The 26,986-nt window shown below is 42.9% G+C and carries 25 protein-coding genes; 15 read left to right on the top strand and 10 right to left on the bottom strand.

The window, feature by feature from the left end:
• The first annotated feature begins 35 nt into the window (after positions 1-35).
• From Q7A_RS12380 to Q7A_RS12365, 4 genes are all read left to right on the top strand, one after another.
• A complete protein-coding gene (locus tag Q7A_RS12380; protein WP_014707952.1) occupies positions 36-2,255 on the top strand; it encodes a heavy metal translocating P-type ATPase in 2,220 nt (739 codons plus the stop codon).
• A 186-nt stretch (positions 2,256-2,441) separates the two neighbouring features.
• Positions 2,442-4,001 carry a GGDEF domain-containing protein gene (locus Q7A_RS12375; protein ID WP_014707951.1) on the top strand — a complete coding sequence of 520 codons (1,560 nt, stop codon included), beginning with the start codon at positions 2,442-2,444 and terminating at the stop codon, positions 3,999-4,001.
• Between the two features lie 55 nt (positions 4,002-4,056).
• Entirely contained in the window at positions 4,057-4,461 is a 405-nt protein-coding gene (locus Q7A_RS12370; protein ID WP_169697800.1) for a lysozyme inhibitor LprI family protein, read from the top strand.
• Positions 4,462-4,485: 24 nt separating this feature from the next.
• On the top strand, positions 4,486-4,986 hold the full coding sequence (locus Q7A_RS12365; protein WP_014707949.1) for a hypothetical protein: 501 nt from the start codon (positions 4,486-4,488) through the stop codon (positions 4,984-4,986).
• A 9-nt stretch (positions 4,987-4,995) separates the two neighbouring features.
• Here Q7A_RS12365 and gluQRS read toward each other — a convergent pair whose 3' ends face one another.
• Complete coding sequence (gene gluQRS / locus Q7A_RS12360) at positions 4,996-5,931, bottom strand: tRNA glutamyl-Q(34) synthetase GluQRS (protein WP_014707948.1); 936 nt, start codon at positions 5,929-5,931, stop codon at positions 4,996-4,998.
• A 328-nt stretch (positions 5,932-6,259) separates the two neighbouring features.
• On the opposite strand from gluQRS, the gene Q7A_RS12355 reads away from it, so the two are divergent.
• Both Q7A_RS12355 and Q7A_RS12350 read left to right on the top strand, forming a co-directional pair.
• Positions 6,260-6,652, top strand: a complete 393-nt coding sequence (locus tag Q7A_RS12355; protein ID WP_014707947.1) for a gamma-glutamylcyclotransferase family protein — start codon at positions 6,260-6,262, stop codon at positions 6,650-6,652.
• 88 nt (positions 6,653-6,740) lie between these two features.
• Complete coding sequence (locus tag Q7A_RS12350) at positions 6,741-7,064, top strand: hypothetical protein (protein ID WP_014707946.1); 324 nt, start codon at positions 6,741-6,743, stop codon at positions 7,062-7,064.
• A 170-nt stretch (positions 7,065-7,234) separates the two neighbouring features.
• Here the strand turns inward: Q7A_RS12350 and Q7A_RS12345 are convergent, their stop codons facing one another.
• The gene (locus Q7A_RS12345; RefSeq protein WP_014707945.1) at positions 7,235-7,384 is read right to left on the bottom strand and encodes a DUF3096 domain-containing protein; all 150 of its coding nucleotides are present in this window, start codon (positions 7,382-7,384) and stop codon (positions 7,235-7,237) included.
• 84 nt (positions 7,385-7,468) lie between these two features.
• Positions 7,469-8,011 (bottom strand): SgcJ/EcaC family oxidoreductase, encoded by a 543-nt coding sequence (locus Q7A_RS12340; RefSeq protein WP_014707944.1) that lies wholly within the window; start codon positions 8,009-8,011, stop codon positions 7,469-7,471.
• A gap of 220 nt (positions 8,012-8,231) precedes the next feature.
• Here Q7A_RS12340 and Q7A_RS12335 point away from each other — a divergent pair, with 220 nt between their 5' ends.
• Together Q7A_RS12335 and Q7A_RS12330 are read left to right on the top strand one after the other, a co-directional pair.
• Positions 8,232-8,933 carry a type 1 glutamine amidotransferase gene (locus tag Q7A_RS12335; protein WP_238595913.1) on the top strand — a complete coding sequence of 234 codons (702 nt, stop codon included), beginning with the start codon at positions 8,232-8,234 and terminating at the stop codon, positions 8,931-8,933.
• A gap of 9 nt (positions 8,934-8,942) precedes the next feature.
• Positions 8,943-9,398 carry a thioesterase domain-containing protein gene (locus tag Q7A_RS12330; RefSeq protein ID WP_014707942.1) on the top strand — a complete coding sequence of 152 codons (456 nt, stop codon included), beginning with the start codon at positions 8,943-8,945 and terminating at the stop codon, positions 9,396-9,398.
• Between the two features lie 31 nt (positions 9,399-9,429).
• Here the strand turns inward: Q7A_RS12330 and Q7A_RS12325 are convergent, their stop codons facing one another.
• From Q7A_RS12325 to Q7A_RS12300, 6 genes are all read right to left on the bottom strand, one after another.
• A complete protein-coding gene (locus Q7A_RS12325) occupies positions 9,430-9,765 on the bottom strand; it encodes a cold shock domain-containing protein (RefSeq protein ID WP_014707941.1) in 336 nt (111 codons plus the stop codon).
• A 112-nt stretch (positions 9,766-9,877) separates the two neighbouring features.
• Positions 9,878-10,177, bottom strand: coding sequence for a YetF domain-containing protein (locus Q7A_RS12320; RefSeq protein ID WP_014707940.1), 300 nt, complete (start codon positions 10,175-10,177; stop codon positions 9,878-9,880).
• A gap of 138 nt (positions 10,178-10,315) precedes the next feature.
• Positions 10,316-10,606, bottom strand: coding sequence for a DUF421 domain-containing protein (locus Q7A_RS15715; RefSeq protein ID WP_407939580.1), 291 nt, complete (start codon positions 10,604-10,606; stop codon positions 10,316-10,318).
• Between the two features lie 193 nt (positions 10,607-10,799).
• Positions 10,800-11,720 carry a cation diffusion facilitator family transporter gene (locus Q7A_RS12310; protein ID WP_014707938.1) on the bottom strand — a complete coding sequence of 307 codons (921 nt, stop codon included), beginning with the start codon at positions 11,718-11,720 and terminating at the stop codon, positions 10,800-10,802.
• 118 nt (positions 11,721-11,838) lie between these two features.
• A complete protein-coding gene (locus Q7A_RS12305) occupies positions 11,839-12,774 on the bottom strand; it encodes a sodium-dependent bicarbonate transport family permease (protein ID WP_014707937.1) in 936 nt (311 codons plus the stop codon).
• A gap of 105 nt (positions 12,775-12,879) precedes the next feature.
• Positions 12,880-13,632: an endonuclease/exonuclease/phosphatase family protein gene (locus Q7A_RS12300; RefSeq protein ID WP_014707936.1), complete on the bottom strand. Its 753-nt coding sequence runs from the start codon at positions 13,630-13,632 to the stop codon at positions 12,880-12,882.
• Positions 13,633-14,010: 378 nt separating this feature from the next.
• On the opposite strand from Q7A_RS12300, the gene Q7A_RS12295 reads away from it, so the two are divergent.
• From Q7A_RS12295 to htpG, 3 genes are all read left to right on the top strand, one after another.
• Positions 14,011-16,569 (top strand): bifunctional diguanylate cyclase/phosphodiesterase, encoded by a 2,559-nt coding sequence (locus tag Q7A_RS12295; RefSeq protein WP_151903929.1) that lies wholly within the window; start codon positions 14,011-14,013, stop codon positions 16,567-16,569.
• A 14-nt stretch (positions 16,570-16,583) separates the two neighbouring features.
• Positions 16,584-18,596, top strand: a complete 2,013-nt coding sequence (locus tag Q7A_RS12290; RefSeq protein ID WP_014707934.1) for a methyl-accepting chemotaxis protein — start codon at positions 16,584-16,586, stop codon at positions 18,594-18,596.
• A 451-nt stretch (positions 18,597-19,047) separates the two neighbouring features.
• Entirely contained in the window at positions 19,048-20,955 is a 1,908-nt protein-coding gene (gene htpG, locus Q7A_RS12285; RefSeq protein ID WP_014707933.1) for a molecular chaperone HtpG, read from the top strand.
• Positions 20,956-21,022: 67 nt separating this feature from the next.
• Here the strand turns inward: htpG and Q7A_RS12280 are convergent, their stop codons facing one another.
• Entirely contained in the window at positions 21,023-22,213 is a 1,191-nt protein-coding gene (locus Q7A_RS12280; RefSeq protein WP_014707932.1) for a Fic family protein, read from the bottom strand.
• 263 nt (positions 22,214-22,476) lie between these two features.
• Between Q7A_RS12280 and Q7A_RS12275 the strand changes: the two genes are divergently transcribed.
• From Q7A_RS12275 to Q7A_RS12260, 4 genes are all read left to right on the top strand, one after another.
• Entirely contained in the window at positions 22,477-23,361 is an 885-nt protein-coding gene (locus Q7A_RS12275; protein ID WP_014707931.1) for an IS982 family transposase, read from the top strand.
• A 147-nt stretch (positions 23,362-23,508) separates the two neighbouring features.
• Entirely contained in the window at positions 23,509-24,540 is a 1,032-nt protein-coding gene (locus tag Q7A_RS12270) for a hypothetical protein (protein ID WP_014707930.1), read from the top strand.
• Between the two features lie 127 nt (positions 24,541-24,667).
• Entirely contained in the window at positions 24,668-25,564 is an 897-nt protein-coding gene (hslO, locus tag Q7A_RS12265; RefSeq protein WP_014707929.1) for an Hsp33 family molecular chaperone HslO, read from the top strand.
• A 12-nt stretch (positions 25,565-25,576) separates the two neighbouring features.
• Positions 25,577-26,848, top strand: coding sequence for an NAD(P)/FAD-dependent oxidoreductase (locus tag Q7A_RS12260; RefSeq protein ID WP_014707928.1), 1,272 nt, complete (start codon positions 25,577-25,579; stop codon positions 26,846-26,848).
• The last annotated feature ends 138 nt before the right edge of the window (positions 26,849-26,986 follow it).

Raw genomic sequence — 26,986 nt, 5'->3', positions numbered from 1 at the left:
AGACATTCAAAAAACTAATGGAACAGGAAAGTTAAATGGCTCAGCAAATTGTGCAATTGCAACTCAGCGGCATGCGGTGTGCTGCCTGTGCGAACACCATTGAAAAAGCGCTGAAAAAAATGTCTTCGGTGAAATCGGCGCAGGTGAATTATGCCAATGAAAAGGCCACGATTCGTGGCGAACAGCTTGAAGCAGATGTTTTGATAAACGCCATTGAACAAGCCGGCTATCAGGCGCAATTAATTGATATTGAGCATCGGGAGGATAATCGACAGGATTTACAGAAAATCCAGTTATATAAATTTATTGCCGCAGCAATTTTATCTCTGCCGTTGCTTTACAGCATGATCGGTCATTTTAGCTGGACCCGTGATCTGCCTATTCCGGCAGTTTTAATGAATGCCTGGGTGCAAATGGCTTTAGCGACTCCAGTACAGTTTATTATCGGCTGGCAGTTTTATCGTGGTAGTTATTACGCTTTAAAAAATCTGAGTGCCAATATGGATGTGTTGGTGGCGCTGGGCACATCAGCTGCCTATTTTTACAGTGTCTGGCTTACCTTCAAATTTGGTGCAATGGCAGCGCATGATGGTCTGTATTTTGAAACCAGTGCGGTACTGATTACCCTGATCTTGCTGGGGAAATGGTTTGAAGCAAGAGCCAAAGGCCATACTTCAGAGGCCATTCGCAAACTATTAAAACTGCAACCTCAACAGGCATTACGCGAATCAGCAGATGGTCAGACCCAATTGGTTTCGGTAAAAGAGTTACAGCAGGGCGATATCGTGCAGATTAAACCCGGTCAACAGATCCCGGTTGATGGCGTGATAGTCGAAGGTCAATCGGCTGTAGATGAATCCATGTTGACCGGTGAAAGCATGCCGGTGGAAAAAAGCGTCAATGACAAAGTGGTTGGTGCCACCTTTAATAAAAATGGTTTTTTACGGGTTCGTGCTACCCATCTGGGTGAAGACGCTGCCCTGGCCCGGATTGTCCGGGTGGTTGAACAGGCACAGGGCTCCAAAGCCCCCATTCAGCGTCTGGCTGATAAGGTATCGGGTGTATTTGTCCCGGTGGTTGTGGTGATAGCCCTGATTACTTTTTTGCTCTGGTGGTTATGGTTTACCCCTGGTGATATTGGCAGAGCTTTGGAAACCATGGTGGCTGTGCTGGTTATCGCCTGTCCTTGCGCTCTGGGACTGGCTACACCAACCTCGATTATGGCTGGGTCAGGGCGGGCGGCTGAGGCTGGCATTTTATTCAAGCAGGCCGATACGCTGGAATTAACTCAATCATTGACGGCAATTGTGTTTGATAAAACAGGTACGTTGACCCAGGGCAAACCAGCATTAACCGATTTTTTGCTAGCAGAAGATTATGAAAAATCGGTTATCGCTGGCATCGTCATCGCCATTGAAAGCAAATCAGAACATCCACTGGCACAGGCTATTGTTGATGGATTAAAAGCCCAAAATACCCAGAATGTGCTGGTTGAGAATTTTACTGCTCTTAGTGGTTATGGGGTGATGGGTAATGCTGAGGTGTACGGCAAAACCTCCCAAATCCGTTTGGGAACCAAAAAACTGATGCAGGATCACGATATGGATATGGGGGATTGGCAAACTCAGCAGCAGCAACTGGAAAAACAGGGAAAAACCGCCATGTTGATTGCAGTAGATCAGCGGGTAATTGGCTTGCTGGCGGTGGCTGATACGATTCGGGATACCGCCAAACCAGCGATTAGCGCTTTAAAAAAACGCGGCTTGCAGGTCATTATGTTGACCGGAGATAATCAGCTTACAGCGGATGCCATTGCGCTTGAGCTGGGTATTGATAAGGTAATTGCCGAAGTTTTGCCGGAACACAAAGCCGATAAAATCCGTGAATTACGTCAGCAGGGGCAGGTCGTGGCAATGGTGGGGGATGGTATTAATGATGCCCCGGCACTGGCTGAAGCAGATGTTGGTATTGCAATGGGAAGTGGTACCGATGTGGCGATTGAAACAGCGGATATCGCGTTGATGCGGACCGATTTAAACGCTGTGGATGCGGCAATTCAGTTAAGTCATCTGACCGTGCGAAACATTCGTCAGAATCTGTTCTGGGCATTTGGCTACAATTCTTTGGGCATTCCAATTGCAGCAGCAGGCTTGTTGGCTCCCTGGGTGGCTGGCGCAGCTATGGCGTTTAGTTCACTTTCTGTTGTGTTAAATGCGTTAAGACTGCAGCGGGTAAAAACACACTCTAGTTCATAACACACTGCCAGTGTTAAGAATATTTCTTGTCTACGGTTGATGATTGCGATAAAGCCATACATCATTGATTCAGTATTCAACACTTATATCACATTATCCTGATTTTTGAGTTTAGATCCCGCTGTAGCTGATGTAATATCGTTGTAATGAATAATTCCCACATTGCCTACAACAAAGGTCGGACCAATGGCGGCAGAAGAACTAGAAAGTAAACTTGAGCAATGGAAGTATAAGTATCTTGAGCTGCTTGCCCGCGACGAGAAACAAACACTTTACACACAACTTCTGGAACGTAGTCTTGGACGACTTGCTTTGGTCGCAGAAGGCATTGATTCGGCCTTGGATAAACAATTACATTCACTTCGACAGGAATTACGCAGCCAAAAAGACGTTGAGCGAATCAGTGATATTCTGGAAAAAATCCAGCGATGCATTAGCAAGATGGATGAAAGCCCCCAGAGTTCAGAAGCGTCCGAACTATTACGGCATCTGCTGTTATCGTTAACCATTCCAACAGAGTCAAAGCCTGGGGTTGATAATCTGCTGATCCAGCTGAAAGACGCTACTAACCAACAAACACGTCAATTGTTACCAGATTTTGTGTCTTTACTGGAAACGATTAACAGCAATGCACCTGCTTTACCGGACCCCGAAAAAGCACGTTCAGGGCTGTTGCAGAAAATTGGGTTTAAAAAACGTAATATTGAAATAACTCAGTTGCTATGCAGCATGATTGATAATCTGCAGCTTCCGGAGATCTTCAACGAACAACTTCGCGAGATCCATGCGCAATTGCAGTCCCAGCCTGATAAAAAGAACTTACCGCAAATTATTGATGCGCTGACCGCTCTGATTAACTCACTTGGAGCCCAGGCTCAGCTTCAACAGCTTGAATATCGAGCTTTTCTTGCTACGTTAAGTGAACGCATTAATGAGCTTGATGATCTGTTACGAGTGACTGTTAAGGATGAAGAAGAAGCCTTTAATAAACGGCAAAAAATTGGTGAAAAGGTGGATGCGGGACTGGATGATATCTACAAACAAATTGATGTTGCCAGTGAACCACGTGAATTAAAATTGATTATTCGTGAACGTTTGACGGCATTGAGTGGTGCGGTAGAAGAATACCGAAATGCTGATCAGAGCCGTTATTATCAATCACAATTAGAAATCAAAAAACTGACAGATCGGTTACAGGAACTGGAATCTGAAACCAAATCTTTGCAGGACGGTATTCGTAAAGCCCATGAAATGGTACGTAAGGATACATTGACCGGAATCGGTAATCGCCAGGCACTGATGGATGCGTTGGAAACAGAATATATTCGCTGGCAGCGTTACAAGCACCCGTTAAGCCTGGTGGTCTGGGACATTGATAGCTTCAAACAGATAAATGACAACCTTGGTCATCTTGCTGGCGATAAGATATTAATCCGTATTGCCGAGATTTTATCGACTTCTACCCGTGAAATTGATTTTGTTGCCCGCTTTGGTGGTGAAGAATTTGTCGGAATATTTCCGGCCACTGCGCTAGCTGAAACCATGGTGCTGGCCAATAAAATCCGCGAAGAAATCAGCAATACACGTTTTCTATATGATGGTAAGCCTGTGCCGATTACCGTTTCTGCCGGGGTAGCCACTTTTCATCTGGGTGATAATACCGAAAAAGTATTTAAACGTGCTGATGAAGCGATGTTTAAAGCCAAAAAGCAGGGCCGTAATGTCTGTGTTGTTGAAGAGATATAAGCTGTTATTGCCTGATTCGATTTCCACTGAAGCGTCAAAGCAGACGGGAGTGGTGATGAGAATCCTTGGATTGTTTTTATTGTGTGTTCCAGCTACAGCAATGGCTGCAGTAGACTGCCCAGATGCCAACACAACCTATGAGATAGGTGTGTGCATGGCTGAGCAATTAGAGCAGCAAGAGGTTGAAATGCAGCATTATCTTGCCGAAGCCATAGCGCGTTATGCCGATGATAAAATGATTGTGGAATCGATTGAAAAGGCCCAGCAAAGCTGGCTCAGCTATCGACAGGAACAATGCGGTTCCATCTATACTATCTGGCGGGATGGGACGATCCGTAGCATCATGGGCTTGAGTTGTTCTCTTCGTATGGCAAAATTGCGCACGCATCAGATATGGCACAGTTATCTTACCTATATGGACAACAGTCCATCATTTTTGCCTGAGCCCGAGATAGAGTGAATAACGGATTCTGGATGAGTCTCCATGAACAACAGTATTCAGGAAAAAATTCATCTGGAACATGAAGCAGCTAAATTGTTTATGCGGTTGTACGAAAAACAATTTGGTGTACCGATGCGACATATCTGGCATAATTTGCCGCGCAAACCGGATGTTTCCTGTTATCTCAATGGCACGCAGCTCGATTTGGAGATTGCGCATATCTACGGTAGTGAACCAGAGGCAAAGTTAATCCTTGGAAGAGCTGCAGATGAAAAAATTATGGCTGATTTACATCAACTATCAGAGTTACCCATCAACAATCGTTTAATTGCCTCACTGAATGCTGTTCTTGCTACTAAATCGCAGAAAAAATACCACAGCCAGCGGGTATGGTTGGTTTTGCGTAATATGAATTCATTATGGCAACAAAAGAATTTTGAGAAACATCGCCATCAGATAGTGTTACCGGAAAAACATTTTTTCGAACAGATCTGGTTAATTGGTGATGCCAGAGGTGTTATACGTTTATTTCCATATGAATAGCGGAAGAGGCTACTCGTTTTCTGCAGGTATTAACGTCACCTGACGTCGCATTTTGGGGACCATTTGAACTTGCCAATGCTGAATGGCCCAATCCCATAACGTATCAAGTGGCACATTGGCTAACTCTGCTGGCGGTTGCATCCCCAGAAAACTCAACACACGACATAACACAGCTCCGCTGTCTCTATGTTTTACCGGTTGTGCCCGGGTTTGCTTACTGAGTTTTTCACCATGAAGATTGGTGGCCACTGGTATATGGGCATATTCCGGGGAGTTCACCGCAAGTTGCTGTTGCAGAAAAATTTGTCTCGGTGTTGAATCGAGTAAATCTGCACCACGAACAATATGGGTGACACCCTGCAGCGCATCATCAGCCACCACCGCCAGTTGATAGGCAAATAAACCATCAGCTCGTTTCAAGACAAAGTCACCGACTTGTCGACCCAGAATTTGAGAGTGTTTGCCTTGAACCCGATCTTCAAAATTAATGCTTTCATTATTTACTAGTAAGCGCCAGGAACGTGGCTGCTTCCCCTCTGTCAAACCATCACGACAAAACCCAGGATAAACGGGGCCATCAATTCCCATTTGGGCAGCGGAGTTGATTTCTTTACGGCTGCAACCGCAGGGATAGGCCAATTGTTGTGAAGTTAATTGTTCAAGTGCCTGACGATAGATATCATCACGCTGGCTTTGATAAATTATTTCGGCATCCCATTGAAAACCAAAGCTTACAAGAGTATCAATAATATCTTGGGCAGCACCTGCTACCTCACGGAGTTTATCAAGGTCTTCCATTCGCACCAGCCATCTACCATTATGGGCCCGTGCATCAAGATAACTGGCGGTTGCAGCGACCAAAGAGCCAAAATGTAGTGGACCCGTGGGCGAGGGTGCAAAGCGTCCAATATAGTGCGGAGATATTAGGGCTTGTTGATCTTTCATATCCACCACTGCTGGCGGCTATTTTTTCGTCCTATAAGACGGAAATGATGCGATGTAGTTGTTCTACATAAGTCATTTCCAACGCCGTAGGGCGGAAAAATAGCCCCAGCCCTTCGGGTTGTGACTGAAAAAGCGCCACTCTGCGTTGTTCGTCGCTTATTTAGCATAACTAAAAGGCGCTCCTCGTGCCTTGATTGACGTTTTTTCAGCTCACAACAGAGGCGGAGATGAAAGATCAACAAGCCCTAAGTCTGAATTCATGTTTAGTTGAGATAATCCACCACGTAGAGTGTAATTAGTATCTGTTGATCTTTCATAGCCCGAATTTATGACTGAAGATTATCTTTTTGTATACGGTACCTTACGTAATAACACTGAACGCCATGATTTGTTGCAACGCTTCTGTGATTATATCGATACCGGAATGTTACAGGCTGTGATGTATCAAATTTCTTATTATCCAGGAGTGATATTGACAGATGATCCACAACAGCAGGTTGTCGGGGAGGTGTACCGTACCCACAATCCCCAATTACTGTTTGCCGAGCTTGATGATTATGAAGAATGTTCTTCAAGTTTTGCAGAGCCTCACGAATATGTGCGGCAGCAGCAACTGATTTGCTTGAGTAATGGAAATAAGCTGTCAGCTTGGGTTTATCTTTATAATCAACCGATATCGGGTAAGAAACTTATCACCTCCGGCGACTTTCTCAACCCATAAATAACTGACCATCAAAAAAACTATTTATTTCCATAAATTATTTTAGTGATCATATCAGCACTTAAAGTGCTTGAAAAAAAGAGGTTTTATGTTTCGATCAAATGCTTTTCGTCAGCAAGCTCAAAACTGGCAACAACAATTCCGACAAGTTCAGTCTGCCGGTTTTTTGCAACGTATTTTCGCCTGGATATTACTGGGGCTGGTGATGATGCTCAGCCTGGCGCTGTTGGTGGTGGTAGTTTTACTAAGCTGGATCCTGATTCCTTTGATGTTGTACCGAGCCCAAAAACAAATGCGTAAAGCTCAGCAAGCAGACAACCAGCATCAGCAGTTTTCGCAACGATCTTCTCGACAATCTCGTCATGAGACTCATATCATTGAGGGTGAAATTATCAGCCGCAAAGAGGATTGATTTGCCTGATTAATCACTGGATGATATTAATCGAACAAGGAGGCTATGAAAGATTAACAGTCCCTAGTCATCACCCGACTTTGTCAATAACGATATGAACATAACAACAGATCAAAAACGACGAAAGTTCATTAGAACTCCCGTCGTCGTTTAAACGTATCTTTTTAAGTTTAAGGCGTAATATTCAGATTGCCGCCAAAGATACCTACCAAACCGATAATAATCAGATAAATTGCCACGATATAGTTCAGTAATCTTGGTACAACCAGGATCAGAATACCGGCTATCAAAGAAATCAGTGGAGTCAGTGCAATAGTCATCTTTTTCCCTCGCTGTTGTGATTAATTTTATTATTGTGCTCAAAAAGTATATCTGAAGAATTAAGCACAAATGATAATACAGAATTAGCCTTGTTCTTTAATCAGAATATTTTCCATTAGCTCTGGTTCATCAACCATTTCCTCTGGCATAGCGGAGGAATGGTGATTGATGATTAACCATTCACCATCATTCTGACGTTCATACACAAAGCTGTAACGTGCCTGAACTTCCTGTTCCTGCCCATCTTTTGTCACATTGAATGTATAGATTCCGGCATCTATTGCAATATTACCGTTAATGGTAATGTTGCTTTCATCAATTCGTCCATTGGGCTGCAGGGCGAGAAAATATCCAAAATAGTCGCGTATGCCTTCATGGTCAGTACGAACCTGGTTGGAAACTGTCGGTAACAAAACCGCATCATTTGCATAATGTGCAGCTACCGCGGTTGCATCGCCAGTTTGCAAAGCATTATTCCAACGGTCAAACAAGTATTCGATTTCTGCTTCAGTTGCCTGAATGTCTTTTACTTCAGGCTCTGGTGCACAGGCCATCAGCATTAAGCCCAATGCTAGAGTAAAGGTCAGTTTGTGGTGTGGTTTAGATAAAAAAATACTTTTTGTCATAATGATCCTCCTTTGAAAAGCACGTATTATTTACAACAGCATGAGGTGAAATAATAGGCATTCACTATCGAAGATACTCCAAAATGTCATTTAATGTTCTGAGCTTTTATTTCAGCAAATAATTCTATGGATTAACCCTTGCTTAATCTAATAAAGAATCATGCAAAATTTAGATAGAACGGGGTGAAAAATATTGGTTTTCAGTAAATTATAAGGGCTCATGATGCAGGCACATTATTTTCAGCAAGTACCGTTTGAAGGTTTAGGCAGTATTGAAGCTTGGTTTCATAATCATGGCTATCAAATCAATGCTACCCGGTTTTATCAACAAGCTAATTTGCCAGATATTAATGATGTGGATTTTCTGGTGGTCATGGGCGGGCCAATGAGCGTGAATGATGAAGCTCAGTATCCTTGGTTAGCAGCAGAAAAGCAGTTTATTCGGCAATTTATAGAGACCGGTAAACCTGTTCTGGGAATTTGTCTCGGTGCACAATTGATCGCCAGCGCGATGGGCGCCAAAGTCTATCCCAATAATGAAAAAGAAATCGGCTGGTGGCCTATTCAGGCGGTGGCAAACAATAATGCAGCTGCTTTCACTTTTCCAGAAATGTCCACGGTGTTTCACTGGCACGGCGAAACCTTTGATTTACCGGAGAATAGCCTGCGACTGGCAAAAAGTTTTGGCTGTGATAATCAGGCATTTCAATTGGGACAATCAGTCATTGGTTTGCAATTTCATTTAGAAACCACCGAAGCCTCTGCACAGGCCATTATTGAAAACTGTGCCGATGAATTGGTGCCGGCACCTTATGTGCAAGCAGAGAATGAAATATTGTCTGCCGATCTGCAAAAATATCAAAACATCCATCAGCTAATGAATTCAGTATTGGATTACCTTGATAATGCACAGCAACGATAGTAGTGACTTATGGATATGACACATCATCAACTCGAACGTTATCTGCATAAACACATTCCTTTGTCGGCGGCCATGCAGGTAAGTGTGCAGAACATGACTACAAAATCATTAACCCTGCAGGCACCGCTGGCCCCCAATATTAACCATCAGGAAACGGTATTTGGTGGCAGTGCATCAACATTGGCAATTCTGTCAGCCTGGTCGTTATTACATACCCGTTTGGCGGGGGAGGGGATTGCTTCCCGGCTGGTGATTCAGCGAAATGAGATAGCCTACCTCAAACCTATGACCGGAGACTTTACTGCTACGGCGGCGCTAGCGGATGAAAATGATTGGGCAAGGTTCCTTAAAATGTTACGACGTAAAGGAAAAGCCCGTATTCGCGTGGCAGCAGTTTTGTATTCCGGTCAACTGCTGGCAGGTAAGTTTTCAGGGGAATATGTGGCGCTATACGACGAGCAGTAAATTATTCAATTGGAGTTGGATCAGATTGGAGTTATTGATTTACGCTCGCCACGATCAACCCAATCACCAACAGCACTATTATCCCGCTGAGAATTTTTGTTTTTTTACCAGGCGTTTTTCTGAGTTTAATCGTCGAAGTATGAGTTTGTGTTTTTACTGCTCCTCCACGGCTAATATTGATGGCTCTGGTTTTACCATCGGCTGTGGTTTCAATGTCAAAATCAAGCACTTCACCAACTTTGGGACGAGGACTGCTGGAGGGAAAGGCTGAAATATGAACAAATACTTGCTGTTGATTATGCTCACAAAGGATGAATCCAAAACCTCTGTCATCTTTCCATTTGATTAACTTTCCATGCATTTTCATTCAATCTTAATCAAAATTATAACTTGTCAACATAACAAAGCCAGACGCTTTAAGGAAGTTTAATAACGTTCGCCAGCAGAGTTTTATTGATTGCTGACAAGCGTATTCATCGTTAATGCAGGTTAGAACCATCGAGTTTGCCGTTGCCTGGAACAACGATGCCTTGCAGACTGGAAGTTGTTTGGCTGTCTTCTTGCTGCACCACGCTAAATGAACCATCGGTTTTCAAAACCACGGCTTTAATTTGTTCGAATGTTTGTCTACCCGCGGAGCGTAAAGCTGAATGAATTTCATCTTCAGTGACTCGTGCACGTTTCAACGCCGACGGTAACAGTTTTCCCTCATAGACCAGCAATGCAGGTTCACCGGTGACAATTTTTCGTACCCAGGGCATTCTGACACTATCTTTCATCTCCGCCTCTGTTGTGAGCTGAAAAAAGTGTCAATCAAGGCACGAGGAGCGCCTTTTAGTTATTCTAAATAAGCAACGAGCAACGCAGAGTGGCGCTTTTTCAGTCACAACCCGCAGGGCTGGGGCTATTTTTCCGCCCTACGGCGCTGGAAATGACTTATGTAGAACAACTACATCGCATCCATTTCCGCCTTGTAGGACGAAAAAATAGCCGCCAGCAGTGGTGGATATGAAAGATAAACAAGCCCTAGACCAGGTCACCAGATATTGCATGCCGATCAGCAAAGCAAAAGCCAGGGCCCCCTCTGCCAATGCTACATCTCGATTAAGTAAAATAGTCGCCAGCGTAGAACCCAAAGCAACAGTCACAACCATATCAAACGCATTCATTTTGGATAAGATTCGCCTGCCTGAAATCCGCAATAACATTACCAGACTGACGTATGCCAGCACCCCGATAATCAAAGTGCGAAACAAGGTTTCCAATTATCAAAAAATATCTGGCTCATTTGTTTCTCCTGCTTATCCAACTCGCCAAACGTTTTCAATTGAAAGGTTAAATCAGGCCGATCTTCTGTCAATTATGCTTGATTTAATACTGTGAGCTAACGATGGACATGGGCTAATGCTCTTTACGGCATTCATGACTGCTGTTTAACAGGCAATTTTCAGCTTCCATCACTGACTCGATTTGAATGGTGGAATGTACGATCCCAAAATGATCATGCAAATGGTTTTGCAACTGATAGAGTAAGACAGTATTCAGATCGGACTCATCAACGACCAGATGAACGGTCAACGCTGTTTCATTGGTGCTCAAAGGCCAGACATGCAGGTCATGAAAGTGTCTAACCTGTTCTAAGCTTAACAAATAATGCTGGATCTTTTTAATATCGATATTGGCCGGTACGGCATCCATCGCATAATTGAGAGATTCATTTAATAATCGCCAGGTTCCTACCAGAATAACAGCAACAATAAGCAGGCTGACCACAGGATCAATCCATAACCAACCCTTGAACAAAATAAACAGCCCAGCAACGACGACACCTAGTGAGACAGCTGCATCGGCAGCCATATGCAGGAAAGCCCCGCGAATATTCAAATCCTGTTTTTGCCCTTTAAAAAACAATAGTGCCGTGATGGTATTAATGACCACACCAATGCTGGCCACGATAATGACCGTCATACCCTCAACCGGCTGGGGATTCAGCATCCTGTTGATAGATTCCCAGGCGATACCACCAAGGGCAATCAATAACATGACAGAACTGATCAACGCCGCCATTACGGTCGCTTTGCGAAATCCATAAGTGCGTTTTTCTGTAGCAGCCTTTTTCGCCAGAATACTGGCTCCCCAGGCCAGTAACAGACTGACAACATCACTCAGGTTATGCCCTGCATCTGCCAGCAAAGCCATCGAACCTGACAGAATGCCGTAACTTGCCTCAATAATGACAAATATAATATTCAGGCTGATGCCAATGGCAAATGCTCGATTGTAATTAGTGGCTCCATGATGATGGGGGTGACTATGTGCCATCAATTGTCCTGATAATGAGAAAAAGTATGTGTGCGTCGTTTCTGAATAATAAATGACAACCGGTGTGTCTTGATGCTGTGTTGGAAATAGTGACGGTATCTGGTAGTGAGCAAGCAGATTAACCAATCAGACTGTGATAAAGCGGAATGCCAACAAGCACATTAAATGGAAAGGTCAGCCCTAAAGCCGCCAGCATGGCCAAACCAATATCGGCTTGTGGAATAGCCGAGCGAACGGCGACCGGAGCAGCAATATAAGATGCACTGGCGGTTAAGCTTGCCAGAATCAAGACAGAACCATCTGGCAATCCAAGCAATTTACCGACAAACAACCCAGCCAACGCTAATATACTGGGTGCAACAATAGCAAATATTACGACAGGAATTTTATCGCGTGATAATTTACTCAGTGCTTCAGCGGCGACCAGACCCATTTCCAAGAGAAACAATGCGAGCACACCCATAAATGCTCCGGTGTACAAATCGGTTACCCCAGCTCCTTGTCTTGGGCCATACATCCAGCCAATCAACACCCCACCAACCAGTAATATAACGCCTCGGTTGGTTAATGCTTCATGCAGGATACTCAACATGCCTCCAGATGCGGCTTGTTTTACCCCACTGAAATGCCGGTAAAGCATTAAGCCGATAACAATGGCAGGTAATTCCAATAGCACCAGATAAAGCGTTACCTGTCCACCGATAACCAATTGGTGGGTTTCAGCATAAGCGAGTGCCACAGCAAATGTACCAGCACTAACCGAGCCGTAATGTGCAGCAAAGCTGGCACTATCAGCCAGGTTTAATCGAACAATTTTTAACAGTAATGGGAATAAAATAAGCGGGATTAAAAAGCCCAAAAAAGCGACAGATAGAAGCTCTGGCAACAGGTTCCAGCCCATATTGCCATGTAATGCCATGCCTCCTTTGAGGCCGATAGTCAGCATTAATAACAGACTCAAAACATCGTATGCCGCTTTGGGAATCGCCAGATCAGATTTCACCAGGCCTCCGACCAAGCCAAGCAGGAAAAACATAACAACGATATCAGGCACGGGCACTCCTTGATGTTATACAACAAATAAGAAACGGCATTGTAACGATATTACTGGATTTAGCCGAGCACTTGTTTGCGGCAACGGCAATCATGAGAGTCTGATTTAAAAATCAAACCCTGCGATTAAGGGGGCATGATCCGACAGCATTTTCCATGAAGAATGCGGAGGACATTCACAAAATGTAGGTTCGAGGCCACGATAATAAATGCGATCCATCTTAAGAATCGGCATCCAAGATGGCCAGGTTCTGGCATGTCTTTTATGCAGCGTTCGAAAAGCTTCTTTCAATTCTAATCGTTGGGTGAAATGTTTTTCAGCCTGACCATTCCAATCATTAAAATCACCAGCAACAACCAGCGGGGCATCATGTGGAACGTGTTCATCAATTCGTTCACACAGAGTTTGTAGCTGGCGTTTACGTTCGGTTCCTGTTAGACCCAGATGCAGGCAGACAATATGTAATTCTTGTTGGGTATCGGGAAAATGAATAACACCATGCAACAAACTACGGCTGGCCCAGGAGTAGGGGGAAACATTGATGTTTTCCCAGCTTTGCAACGCATATTTGCTGAGAATGGCATTACCATGATGGCCAACGCTATAAACGGCGTTTTTGGCATAAGCAAAATGTGGCCATATATCTTCGGCAATAAAATCACAATGAGGGCAGTCAGGCCAATGCTGATGCTTTTGTTGATGGCCTGAGTGCTCTCCCTGAATTTCCTGTAATAGCATAATATCAGCATCCGCTTCACGCAGCGCTTCCCGTATTTCATGCAGAATGAACTGGCGATTGCCGGTATTAAAGCCCTTATGCAGGTTGTACGTCAGGATTCTAAGTGATTGTTTGGTCATTCCATCTCTGAAAATAGCTTAAAACAATACAGTAACATCTCTTATGGGTAGAAAATATGACCTATATTTACGCCTGTAAATCATAGCCCAAAAAAATGCCGCTTCAACTAAAACTGATGCTATATAACGGGGCGTGCGTAAAAACGTTCTCTGAATCAAGGTTGTACCTCGGAAAGATCTTCCAAATCTTTTTTGCAGCCTCACTGCAGCATATTTCGATCACCCCTCTGATATTGAGTTCTCCAAAAATATGACTGGCCAGAATAGTCCATACGGACAGTAACTATAGTTCGATAGGAGGGTGCTCCAAAATGTATATAAAAAGTAAACTAAACAAACTTTGTACAACCTGAATACGTTATTAATGGAAAAGATCAATTGAAAAGCCGGAATGAGCATAAACCATTAATACCCTCTATATTTCGTCAAGCTTTGCAGTATCGAATGGGTTTTGCCAAGTGGTTATGGTTATATAGCTGTATCGTAATTATTTTAATCACTGCAATTTCAATTATTTCATGGAACGGACTAAGCAGCCTTTATAACAGTATTTATGATCAGTCTGATATACAAAATAATAAAGCCATAAAAATCACAAAAATATCCCAGTTATTAAATGAAAACTACAGTTTGGCGATATCATTAAACCAGCCTAGTCAACAGCGAGTTCTTCCTTATGACTTGGTGGAAAATAAGAATATAATAAGTAAAATAAAAAGAAATATAAATGAGATCACAAGAAGTACTGAAAGCCTATTAAAAATAAGCCAAAATGAAGTTGAAATAAATCTTATAAATGAATTTCAAAAACGTCGAAAGGAATGGCTTAAAATATTACTATTAAGCCAGCGACAAGATAAAGCACATATCACAGATAATGAGTTTGGCATACTTCAGGATAATATTAGAAAAAATGCAACAGCAACAGTAGAATCACTGTATAGAATACGTGAACTTAATGACAATAAAGCTGCAGAATTATTGTTACAAGTTGATAAGAATTATAAAAATACGTTAATAACGCTATCAACTGCTATCTTGATATGTATTATCGCAGCAAGTTTATTTTCGATCAGCACTATTAACTATATAAGAACAGTTGTCAAAAGAGTGATCAGGTTTGCTGAAACTATGAGCTATGGCGACTGGAGCAACCCCATAAACAACATTAATGAACCGGGTGAAATAGGAATATTATTAACACACTTAGAGCAGATGAGGGGGCGTTTACATAGCTTATTTACACAGAATAAGCAGGTCGAAAATAAAGCTACAAAACTCTTACTGGCTGTCAATCAAAGTAATAGTACTGTTTTGATGACAGACCTCAGCACAAAAATTATTTATGTTAACGAAGCATTCACTCAGACAACAGGTTATAAAGCGGAAGAAGTTATCGGAAGGACGCCGAAGATTTTACAGTCAAACAAAACCCCTGAAGAAGTGTATAAAGATTTATGGAAAAACCTGCGCCAAGGCATTACCTGGACAGGCGAGCTTATTAACCGATGCAAAGACGGAACTCTAATTACTGAGGTCGTCAAGATATCTCCGATAAAAAATATATCAGGAGAAACTGAAGGTTACATGGCAGTAAAAGATAATATCACTGAACTTAAAAAGGCCCACCAACATATAGAGAAAATGGCATATAGTGATGCTTTGACAGATCTTCCAAACCGACACAGGTTTATCAGAGAATTAAAAACATTGCTAAACAAGGGCAATAATTCTTTTAGTATTTTATTTATTGATCTTAATAACTTCAAACAGATTAATGATAGTAAAGGCCATAATGTTGGCGATAGCATATTAAAAACCATCAGCCAAAGATTAAGTGATTGCTGTAAAAATCAGTTTTTATTGGCCCGTGTCGGTGGTGATGAATTTGTAATTATCAGTCTTTTTATTGAAGAGTTTATGATAAAAAGACTTGTAAATAATCTACATCGCACATTATCAATGCCAATATATATTGATGACTATCAATATATATTGGGTGCTTCAATAGGCATATCAAACTTCCCTGAACATGGAAAAACTTCTCAGGATATTCTGCGTAGGGCAGATATTGCAATGTACCAATCTAAAATAAAAAATCTTCCCTACTGCATTTACAATAAAGAGATGGAATCACAGATTCAGAGAGAGCTGTTGATACTGCAACGATTTGAGCTGGCACTATCTACTTCTGAAGGGCTTAACATACACCTTCAACCACAGTTTTCACTTAAAGATAAAGCACTTATTGGTGCCGAAGTATTGCTTAGATGGCATGACAATATATTAGGAAATGTTTCTCCAGGAGAGTTTATCAAGATTGCTGAAAATTCAGGTTTAATCTTTAAACTTGATAAATGGGTTATAGAGCACACTCTTGACTATCTAAGTGAATGTAGAAGTGTTGCAATATTTAGCGGCAGAATTGCTATAAATATTTCTTCACAAACGCTGGAAAACCCCATATTTTCAAGCTGGATGAAAAACAGGATTAAAAACACTAAGGTTGATTCAAAATATATTGAACTGGAAATAACTGAAACTGGCCTTATGAATGATCCTGACAAGGCCTTGCAGAATATTATTAAATTAAAATCATTTGGTATTTCTGTATCGATTGATGATTTTGGAACAGGCTATTCATCACTTGCCTATTTAAGAAGATTCAATGCAGATAAACTAAAAATTGATAAAAGCTTTATTGATCACATTCATACATCTAAAACTGACCAATCTATCGTTTTGGCCACAATCGATCTCGCACATAGTCTTGGCATGAAAGCACTGGCTGAAGGAATAGAAAATGAAGATCAGGAGCAGATACTGGTGGAACTCGGCTGTGACTTTGCACAAGGGTATTATTACGCCAAACCAATGCCAAAAAAAGAGTTTACTGACCATTATTTAATAAACAACGAAATTATACATACTCAATAATAAAGGATCTTATCATGCGTTTCGCTGTTTCACTTATGAGTAAATTGTCCTATCCAAAAAAGATGGCAGTTATCGCAGCAATTTTTTTATTCCCGCTGACCATTACATTTGTTAGTTTGGTAAACAGTCTTAACTCAGGTATTAACGCGAGCATACTAGAACAAAGAGGATTAAAGTACATAGATACCGTTCGGCCATTATATCAAAAACTGGCTCAACATCGTGGGCTTATAAATACCTATCATAGCGGTCAAATTAATTTAGAATCCGACATCATCAATTTACGAGAACAAATATCAGCTCAAATTAATACTATTGAAAAAAATAACAGTGAATTGGGCACTGAGCTGAACATTAATACACTTTGGAGTGAAATTAAAAACAATTGGACACAAATAGAATCAAATTCTTTTAGTTCACCAGCAGGAAATATATTTCAAGAACACACTCTTCTTATTGCAAAAATAAATAATCTATTCGAGCTTGTCAGTGAACATTCTGGACTGGTTCTCGATCCAGAGCTTGATTCTTCTTTTATTATCGAGGCATTGGTTTATCGGCTTCCTAAAGTAACGGAAAATTTAGGGCAGATGCGCGGTTTAGCCTCTGGTCTCGCTTCTAAGCGACAGATTAGCCAAGATGAAAAAACACAGTTAATTACTTTTTTTAGCAATATTCTAAGTGATTCTGAATCAGCTGATAAGGCTCTTAATCGTGCATCATATGAAAAACCAGAACTTGAATCTGTTTTGGACACTTTTCTTGAAAATAGAATCGCAGCTTTCAATAATTTTATTAATATAATCAATGAAGAATTTTTGAGTAATGACTTTCTTACTGTCAACTCCAAAGAAGTCTTCGAGTCCGGTACGCAAGCCATTGCAGCCAATTATAAGTTATATGATGCTCTGGTCCCTGTTCTCGATACACTTTTACAGGAGCGTATCGATCGCCTGAAATCGGAACGCACAATGCTCATTCTTATCATTATCGCGGCATTATCCATTTCAATTTACCTGTTTATCGGCTTTTATCGCTCGACCATTGAGGTCATTCAAAACTTGGTTCTGGCTACTGATCAGATTGCAAATGGTGATCTGACTATTGAAGTCCAATCAAGCACACAGGATGAATCTCGCCAAATCGTTGATGCCCTTAATAAAATGACCAAACACTTGAATGGCATGGTCAATCAGTTACGTAATAACGCCTCATTATTAGCTACTGCTTCTGAAGAATTATCGTCAACTACCAGTCAAGCTAAAACAAATTCACTTGAACAACAAAACCAATCAGAGCAAATCGCCACGGCGATGACCGAAATGTCAAGTACGGTCAAGGAAATCGCAAAAAATGCCGAGATGCTGGCAGCCGAGGTTAAGAACGCTACAAATGACGGCCTTTCCAGCCAGAAAGTTATTGATGACTCCATTCGTTCGATTAATAAACTTGCTGATGGCGTCGGTAATGCTGTCATTGCGATGCAGGAACTGACACAAAGTAGTCAAGAAATCGGTTCAGTATTGACTGTTATAAAAGGTGTGGCCGAACAGACTAACCTGTTGGCATTAAATGCTGCTATCGAAGCCGCTCGAGCGGGTGAGCATGGGCGTGGCTTTGCTGTTGTTGCTGACGAAGTCCGCGTATTAGCTACACGCACTCAGGACTCTGCCAAACAAATTGAAGCCATGATAGAAAACCTGCAACAACACACAAAACAAGCAGCTGATGTTATGTTAATTGAAAAAGATAATGCACAGTATGTTTCCCAGTGTACCGAATCTGCCACCCAGTCCATGCACAATATCGTTGAATCCATGACCCAGATTTCTGATATGAGTACCCATGTTGCCAGTGCCGCAGAGGAGCAAGGGTTGGTATCTGAAGAAATCAATCGAAATGTTACCTATGTGCATGATTTATCATCCGAAAATCTTATGGGGGCAGAACAGATCGCTCTCGCCACTAATGAGCTGGCAAAACTGGCATCGGAAATGGAAAATATTGTTCAACGTTTCAAAGTCTGATTATGACCAACTGCAAAGAGCTGTCGGAACTCAACTCTTAGACCACATCAAATAAACAATTTTGCTCTGAATAATAGACCATGTGGATAAAACGCAAATCAAGGGAGAAACCACATCTGATAAGCTGTGTCCTTCTCGAGTTTTTAGCCCCTAGATCTGTTGATCTTTCATCTCCAGCAGTTTTATAAACAGGCCTCTGACAAGAGCTACAGCGTTGGTTTATGCATGCTCTCCACCCTTTTCATCATAGATTAATTTTAGTCATTTGATTTGGGTAGCCATCATGGGGCCGCAATAGGCAGATAGAATCTTAAAAAGTTGAACTTTACTAAATCTAAATAACTGATTTATCAAATTTTAAAGCTTTTTCAGAAAAGCACTCTTGATATCTGAGACGACCAACCCCATTTGTGAGCTATCGTTAAAACAGCCAGATGGAGGCAACAAAGTAATGGGCGTTGAAGCACATAAGGAAACAATGGGTTTCCAGACAGAAGTTAAACAACTTCTCAACCTGATGATTAACTCACTTTACAGCAACAAAGAGATCTTTCTGCGTGAGCTGATTTCCAATGCGGCCGATGCTGCTGACAAGTTGCGTTTTGAAGCGCTATCTGATGATGCATTATACGAAGAAGATGGTGATCTGAATATTCGTGTCGATTTTGATAAAGAAGCTCGTACCATCACCATCACTGATAACGGTATTGGTATGACCCGTGAGGAAGTCATCAATAATATCGGCACCATTGCTCGTAGTGGTACCAAAGCATTTTTTGGTCAGTTAACCGGTGATCAGGCTAAAGACTCACAACTGATCGGCCAGTTTGGTGTGGGGTTCTACTCTGCATTTATCGTGGCGGATAAAGTCACCCTGAAAACTCGCCGTGCTGGTACCACTAAAGAACACGGTGTGTTGTGGGAATCGGCTGGTGAAGGTGAGTTCAATATTGAAACCATCGAAAAAGCCACCCGCGGTACCGAAGTCATCCTGCATTTACGTGAGGATGAAGATGAGTTTCTCAATGGCTGGCGTCTGCGTAATGTGATCCGTAAATATTCTGATCACATCAATCTGCCTATCATCATGCAAAAAGAGCCAGTGCCAGACGAAGAAGGCAACATCGATGAAAGCATCATCGAAGATGAAACCGTCAATAAAGCCACAGCCTTATGGACGTTATCCAAAAACGATATCACTGATGAGCAATACAAAGAGTTCTACAAGCAAATTGCTCACGACTTTCAGGACCCATTGAGCTGGAGCCATAACAAAGTCGAAGGCAACACCGAATACACCTCACTGCTGTATATCCCATCCAAAGCACCGTTTGATCTGTGGGATCGTGATCGCATGCACGGCATCAAGTTGTATGTGAAACGCGTGTTTATCATGGAAGACAGCGAACAACTGATGCCTCGTTATCTGCGCTTTATCCGTGGTGTGATTGATACCAACGATCTGCCATTGAATGTGTCGCGTGAAATCCTGCAAAGCAGCAAAGTCATTGATACCATCCGTGCTGCTTCAGTGAAGAAAATTCTCTCTGAACTGAACAAAATGGCCAATAACGAACCTGAACAATATGCTGAATTCTGGAAAGAATTCGGTCAGGTGATCAAAGAAGGTCCAGGCGAAGACTTTGCCAACAAAGAAGCGTTGGCCAAATTACTGCGCTTTGCCAGCACTGAAACCGGTAATGCTGATCAAACCGTTTCATTGGAAGATTATGTCAGCCGGATGAAAGACAAGCAGGACAAAATCTTTTACATCACTGCCGAAAGCTATGCCGCGGCGAAAAACAGTCCGCATCTCGAAGTATTCCGTAAGAAAGGCATTGAAGTCCTGTTGCTCACCGACCGCGTCGATGAATGGCTGGTCAATTCTCTGACAGACTTTGATGGCAAACACCTGCAATCCGTTGCTAAAGGCGATCTGGATCTGGGTGAGCTGGAAGACGAAGCAGAAAAAAAAGCGCACGAAGAAGTCGAGAAAAACTTCGAAGATCTGGTTGATCGGGTCAAGAAAACGCTGGATGAGAAGGTCAAGGATGTTCGCATTACTCATCGTTTGACCGATTCACCGGCCTGTCTGGTAGCCGACCATTACGATATGAGCGGAAATCTGGAACGCATGCTAAAAGCGGCAGGCCAACAGGTTTCAGCCAGCAAACCGATTCTGGAACTCAATCCGGAACATCCAATGGTCGCCAAATTGAAAGACGAACAGAACGATGAACAGTTTAGTGACTGGACATCTATCCTGTTTGATCAGGCCTTGTTGGCCGAGGGTGGACAGCTGGACGATCCAGCCAGCTTCGTCAAAAAACTGAACGCGATGTTATTACAACGCGCCTAAACTGAAATCAGCCCATTACTCGGTTTGTAAGAGTAATGGGCTTTTTCATTTCAGTCTTTTTTCATGTTTATTGTTCAGGAAATAAACCTGGCATCCAACGACCGGCCAACGTGGCTGGAAAAGCTATGCGTAAAGGAGCTCGCGAACTCTCAGATTTTAAGGCACCAGATTCGATAAGTGCTGCGGTGACCCGCCGGGCTGACCGATCGCTAACCCCCAATATTTCAGAGACTTCTCCACGTTCCAGTTCCCCTCGATAGAGAATTTCTCGTAGAATTGAATCTGATTTAGGTGCAAGTCGCCCTCCCCGCATTTCCTCCTCTGCCCACAGCACAATGCGATCTTTTAATCTCTCAGGTTTCATCAGATTCTTCATGAATTGAATCTGATCGATACAGATCTGCAGAAAGAATTTAGTAAAAGCGGCTAGTGCCGCTTCACTCAATGTACCGCGTCCATCAAGATCACCATCTCTTGTTGCGTCGCAAGCTTGTAGATGTCTTTTATACTCTGATTCCTTGCGAGCGAGTCCTCTGGCAACAGACCATAATCCAGTTGTGTTTAATGAATTACATAGCATGGCATAAGACATTAGTCGTGCTGTTCTTCCATTTCCATCAATAAAAGGGTGAATCCACAGTAATCGGTGGTGGGCATATCCAGCCGCGAGGATCGATTCAATTCGCCCAGCCGTGCTGTAAACCTCATCCATACGATTCATAAATCTGGATACCGCGCCTGGGCTAATAGCGATATGGTGACCGACTTTGACGTCTCTTTCCCTGAATACCCCAGGTGTGACAGGAATACGTTCGCCCGTTTCTGGCATTTCTACAAAAAGAAGCTCTGCAGGTAACTGCTCACAAAAACGACGATGAATTTCTTGGAGCATCATTGGGGATGTCGGCGCTTCAGTTAAGCCTTCTTCATCAATCCATTTCTGCACGGCGATATGTGCTTCTGCCTCAAACTGAAGATCTCGCTTTTCTGGATCAGAACTGTAATCACCTTTTAAGGCACGTTCAATATCAATGGGATGGGTAGGATGACCTTCAATTAAGTTACTGTAATAGCAGTTCATGGAACGGATCAGTTCTACCAAAGACGATGCGATTGACTCGGGCAAACTGCTACGGAAATCAGCTGCATGGGCAACTAGATCAACTGCAAGATCATTAAGTTCTTCTTTATAAGGAGAGCTTGCGCTAACCATTAAAGGTTCAAATAATCTGGTTGATTCATTGTTATCTCTGATCATTTCACTTGCCTGTATTTTGGCCGCTTTATATGCCGGTTTTTAATGCTTGTTTTTTTAAATATAACATGTACTTGGTATGTTTGTAAGATAATTAATGGCCGGTTAAATGGCCGGTTGGATTGTAAGGCAGAAGCTGAATCGTAATTTCCTGAAAGCCACACAATATTCTTATTAACCTGAGCTGCGCATAAGAAAAGAGGAACTAAAAGCCTGAGCCACGATCGAATCGTTTGACCAAAAACGAGAAACGAAAGGGCTCAAGTATGTACAATTTAGAGAAAATGTATTGCGAAGTCGATGATTTTTGCCAAAGATTTATCCCGGCCTGGCAACACCAGCAGATAGCAGCCGGAGATAAATGCCGGAACAAGCCTGGCAAGTTGTCGGAAAGTGAAGTCATCACTATTCTGATTTTATTTCACCAGCTCCGCTTCAGAGACTTCAAGACCTTTTATACACACTATGCCCGGAAGCACTTGAAGCAAGCTTTCCCCCAACTGGTTAGCTATACCCGCATGTTGAAACTGCTGCAAAGTGTGCTGGTTCCCCTGTGTGCCTTTATGACACAACGTTACGGCAAACCAACCGGCATCGCCTTTGTTGATTCAACCAAACTGGCGGTATGCCACAACATTCGCATTCCTCGGAACCGTGTCTTTAGCGGTGTTGCAGAGCGAGGCAAGGGCACCATGGGCTGGTTTTATGGCTTCAAGCTACACCTGTTAGTGAACGAACAAGGTGAAATACTTTCAGTAAAAATCACAACGGCCAATATTGATGACCGCAAGCCCATACCGGACATGGTCAAACAGCTATGGGGCACCTTGTATGGCGATAAAGGTTATCTGTCTCAAACACTTAAAGAGCCATTAGCCGAACAAGGCATTAAGCTGGTCACCGGCATTCGCAAGAATATGAAACCGCAACTGATGACGTTATGGGACCGGTTGATGTTGAGAAAACGCTATGTGATTGAAACAATATTTGACCAATTGAAGAATATTTCTCAAATCGAACACTCACGGCACCGCAGCCCTGTCAGCTTTATGGTCCACCTCATGGCTGGATTGGTGGCTTATACCTTCCAACCCAAGAAGCCTTCTATCAAGTTGAACAGGAATGAAAAGGGCGCGCTTATGCAGATCTGAGGTTTATTAGGAATTGATTAAGAATGATCAAGCAGTACTAACCTATTAATCACACCAAAATCCGTACCACTTGATAAAACCCTGGCAGCAACTCACAATCAACCTCTTGGATATAACACACTATAACCATCGCGAAGGACAGCGCTGATGAATATTACAAAAAAACAGCTTGATTCAGCTGTTAAACAACAGCTTATCTCCCAGGAACAAGCAGAAAAGCTATTCGATTTTTTCAAATCCCAACCATCGACTGGCCCCAGCTTTGACTTTACTCATGTGCTTTATTACATGGGCGCTCTGATTGCCATTGGTGCAATGACCTTATTTATGACTTTGGCATGGGAAAACTTTGGTGGCTGGGGGATCTTTTTTATCAGTCTGGCCTATGCGGGCGTGGGACTGAAGCTGGTGAATCGTTTTCAAGCAAAAGGCTTTGCCATTCCCGCAGGGATTTGTGCGACCTTTGTGGTGGCGCTGACGCCTCTGGCGATTTACGGGCTGCAGCAGGCAATGGGCTGGTGGCCGGATGATAGTGTGTATCGTGATTATCATCGTTATATCCAGTGGCATTGGTTATTTATGGAGCTGGGCACTTTGGCAGTGGGGGCAATTATTTTCTATCGCTACCGCTATCCTTTTTTACTGATGCCGATTGCGGTGACGTTGTGGTATCTGTCGATGGATATTGCGGCAATGATTGTCGGTGGCTACGCCAATTTTGAATTACGGGCATTGGTGTCGCTGTATTTTGGTCTGATAATTACGTTGTTTGCTTTCTGGGTGGATATGCGTGGCTACAAATCCGGCGATTATGCGTTCTGGTTATATTTATTTGGAGTTCTCGCTTTCTGGGGCGGGATGACGTCGCAATACTCGGACAGTGAGCTGGCGAAGTTTTTCTATTTCACCATCAATTTATTGATGATTGGTGCTGGTGTGGTGATTTCCCGCCGCGTATTCGTGGTATTTGGTGCGATGGGATCGGCGTTTTATCTTGGGCATCTGGCCAATGTCGTTTTCAAGGATAGTTTGCTGTTTCCAGTTGCCCTGACGGCTATCGGTCTTGGGCTTATCTATCTCGGTGTTTTGTGGCAGAAACACGAACAACAAATCAGTGAGCGTATTCAAGCATATTTACCAACCGCCCTGAGGGATTTTTTAGTCAACAGAGGCCGTTGACGATTTATGGCTTGATCTTCTCAGCCTTAAACCCCACTTGTTAGCAGATACGTTAAAATGTTGCTATCATCCGGCAGCTTTATTTGCCACATAACCACCCGCTATTGAAGCAGTGTGAGGATTCATCATGCAAGACGACGCCATTCAGGCCGATCATTTACAACGTTTTATTTTTGATAACGCTGCCATTCGTGGTGAATGGGTGCAACTTAAAAAAACTTGGCAAACCGTTAAAGTCCAACGTGAATATCCACCTGCAGTGGCTGGTTTGTTAGGAGAAATGTTGGCGGCAGCGGCGCTATTGGCAGAAACCGTTAAAATGTCTGGCCGTCTGGTATTGCAATGCCGGTCAGATGGGCCGGTATCATTATTAATGGTGGAATGCACCAGTGAGCATACTCTTCGTGGTTTAGCCAACTGGGATGGCGACATTGCCGAAGACGCCACCATGCAGGAATTATTAGGTGAGGGTAACTTGGCGATCACCATTGAAAATATTGACGCTAAACAACCCTATCAAGGAATCGTCAATGTGCAGGGTGAAACCATTGCTGAAATGCTGGAAATGTATTTTGCCCAATCCGAGCAATTACAAACCCATATTTGGTTAGCCACAGACGAACAGACTGCTGGTGGTTTGATGTTGCAACAATTACCCGATCAAGATCCTGAACAACATGATGAAAACTGGACTCGAATCAACGTTCTTGCTGAAACGGTCACTCATGAAGAACTGTTAAAACTGGATGCAGTATCTTTATTATATCGATTGTTTCATGAGGAAATGGTACGTTTATTGAGTACAACGGTCTTAGAATTTTCCTGTACCTGTTCACGTCAGCGGGTGGCTGACACCATCAAATTACTCGGCAGGCAGGAAGCAGAAGATATTATTGCTGAGCGAGGTTTCGTTGAACTTGCCTGTGAATTTTGTAATACCCATTATCAGTTTGATCCAGTGGATGTAGCAGGCTTATTCAGTGACCCGCTAAACATTCAGAATGATTCAGACACTCTTCATTAAACTGGAATAACCATGTCACATATTATCATTATCGGAGCAAGCACCGGTGGTTTGCCTGCTGCTTTTGAATGCCGGGCGGCTCTCGGCAAATCACACCGTATCAGTGTGGTGTCCAATACCCCAATTTTTCATTTTGTTCCCAGTAATCCCTGGGTTGCCGTTGGCTGGCGTAAGCGCGAAGATATCAGCTTTGAATTGGCATCGGTATTATCCGACAAAAACATCGATTTCTATGCATCCGGGGTAACAAAAATAAAGCCGGAAGCCAATCAGCTCCTGCTTGGCGATAACAGCATCCTAAACTACGACTATCTGATTGTCGCGACTGGACCTAAACTGGCTTTTGATGAAATCGAAGGTTTTGGTCCAACTGCTCACACCCATTCCATCTGTACCGTGGATCATGCTGAAGACAGTTACCATGCCTGGCGTCAATTTCTGAAAAAGCCTGGCCCGATAGTCGTGGGAGCCGCCCAAGGTGCTTCCTGTTTTGGCCCAGCCTATGAATTTGCCTTTATTATGAACCGTGCATTGCGTAAGGCCAAAATACGTGATCGGGTACCGATGACCTTCATTACCCCTGAACCCTTTATTGGTCATATGGGGTTAGGTGGGGTGGGTGATTCAAAAGGATTGCTTGAATCAGAGCTTCGCAAGAATGATATCAAGTGGATCACTAATGCCCGAGTCAAATCCATTAGCAAAGATACAATGTTGGTTGAACAGGTGGATGAGAATGCCGAGGCTATCAAAACACATCAACTGGCATTTGATTTCAGTATGTTGATTCCAGCGTTCAAAGGCGTGGATTGCGTTGCCGATTTGGGTGAAGAATTGGTCAATCCCCGAGGTTTTCTTAAAGTGGATGAATTCCAGCGTAATCCTGCTTACCCGAATATTTACGGTGTCGGAGTTTGTATTGCGATTCCACCAGTTGAAGCCACAGCTGTACCGGTAGGGGTGCCAAAAACCGGCTATATGATAGAAAGCATGGCTAAAGCAGCGGTTGCAAATATTAAGGCAGCAATTGAAGATCGCCCAATCGAAACACGAGCTAGTCTGAATGCTGTTTGTCTGGCCGATATGGGACACACTGGGGCTGCGTTTGTTGCCTTGCCACAAATTCCACCGCGTAATTTGGCCTGGATGAAAAAAGGTCGTTGGGTGCAATGGGCCAAAATCGCTTTTGAAAAATACTTTCTGTACCGGATGAAGCGTGGTCTTCCCGAATCTTATTATGAACGCTGTCTGTTGCGCTGTTTTGGGATCAGCAAAATAAAATAGCTTTATTTTGTGGTTGGGGTGTGGGTTTAATACGAGGGCTTGTTTATCTTTCATCTCCGCCTTGTAGGACGAAAAAATAGCCTCCAGCAGTGGTGGATATGAAAGATAAATAAGCCCTAATGCTTTAATGGAAGGGTT

This window comes from Methylophaga nitratireducenticrescens (genome assembly GCF_000260985.4).
Lineage (GTDB): Bacteria > Pseudomonadota > Gammaproteobacteria > Nitrosococcales > Methylophagaceae > Methylophaga > Methylophaga nitratireducenticrescens.
The sequence above is the reverse complement of the archived record's forward strand: the minus strand, read 5'-3'. Positions and strand labels throughout refer to the sequence as shown.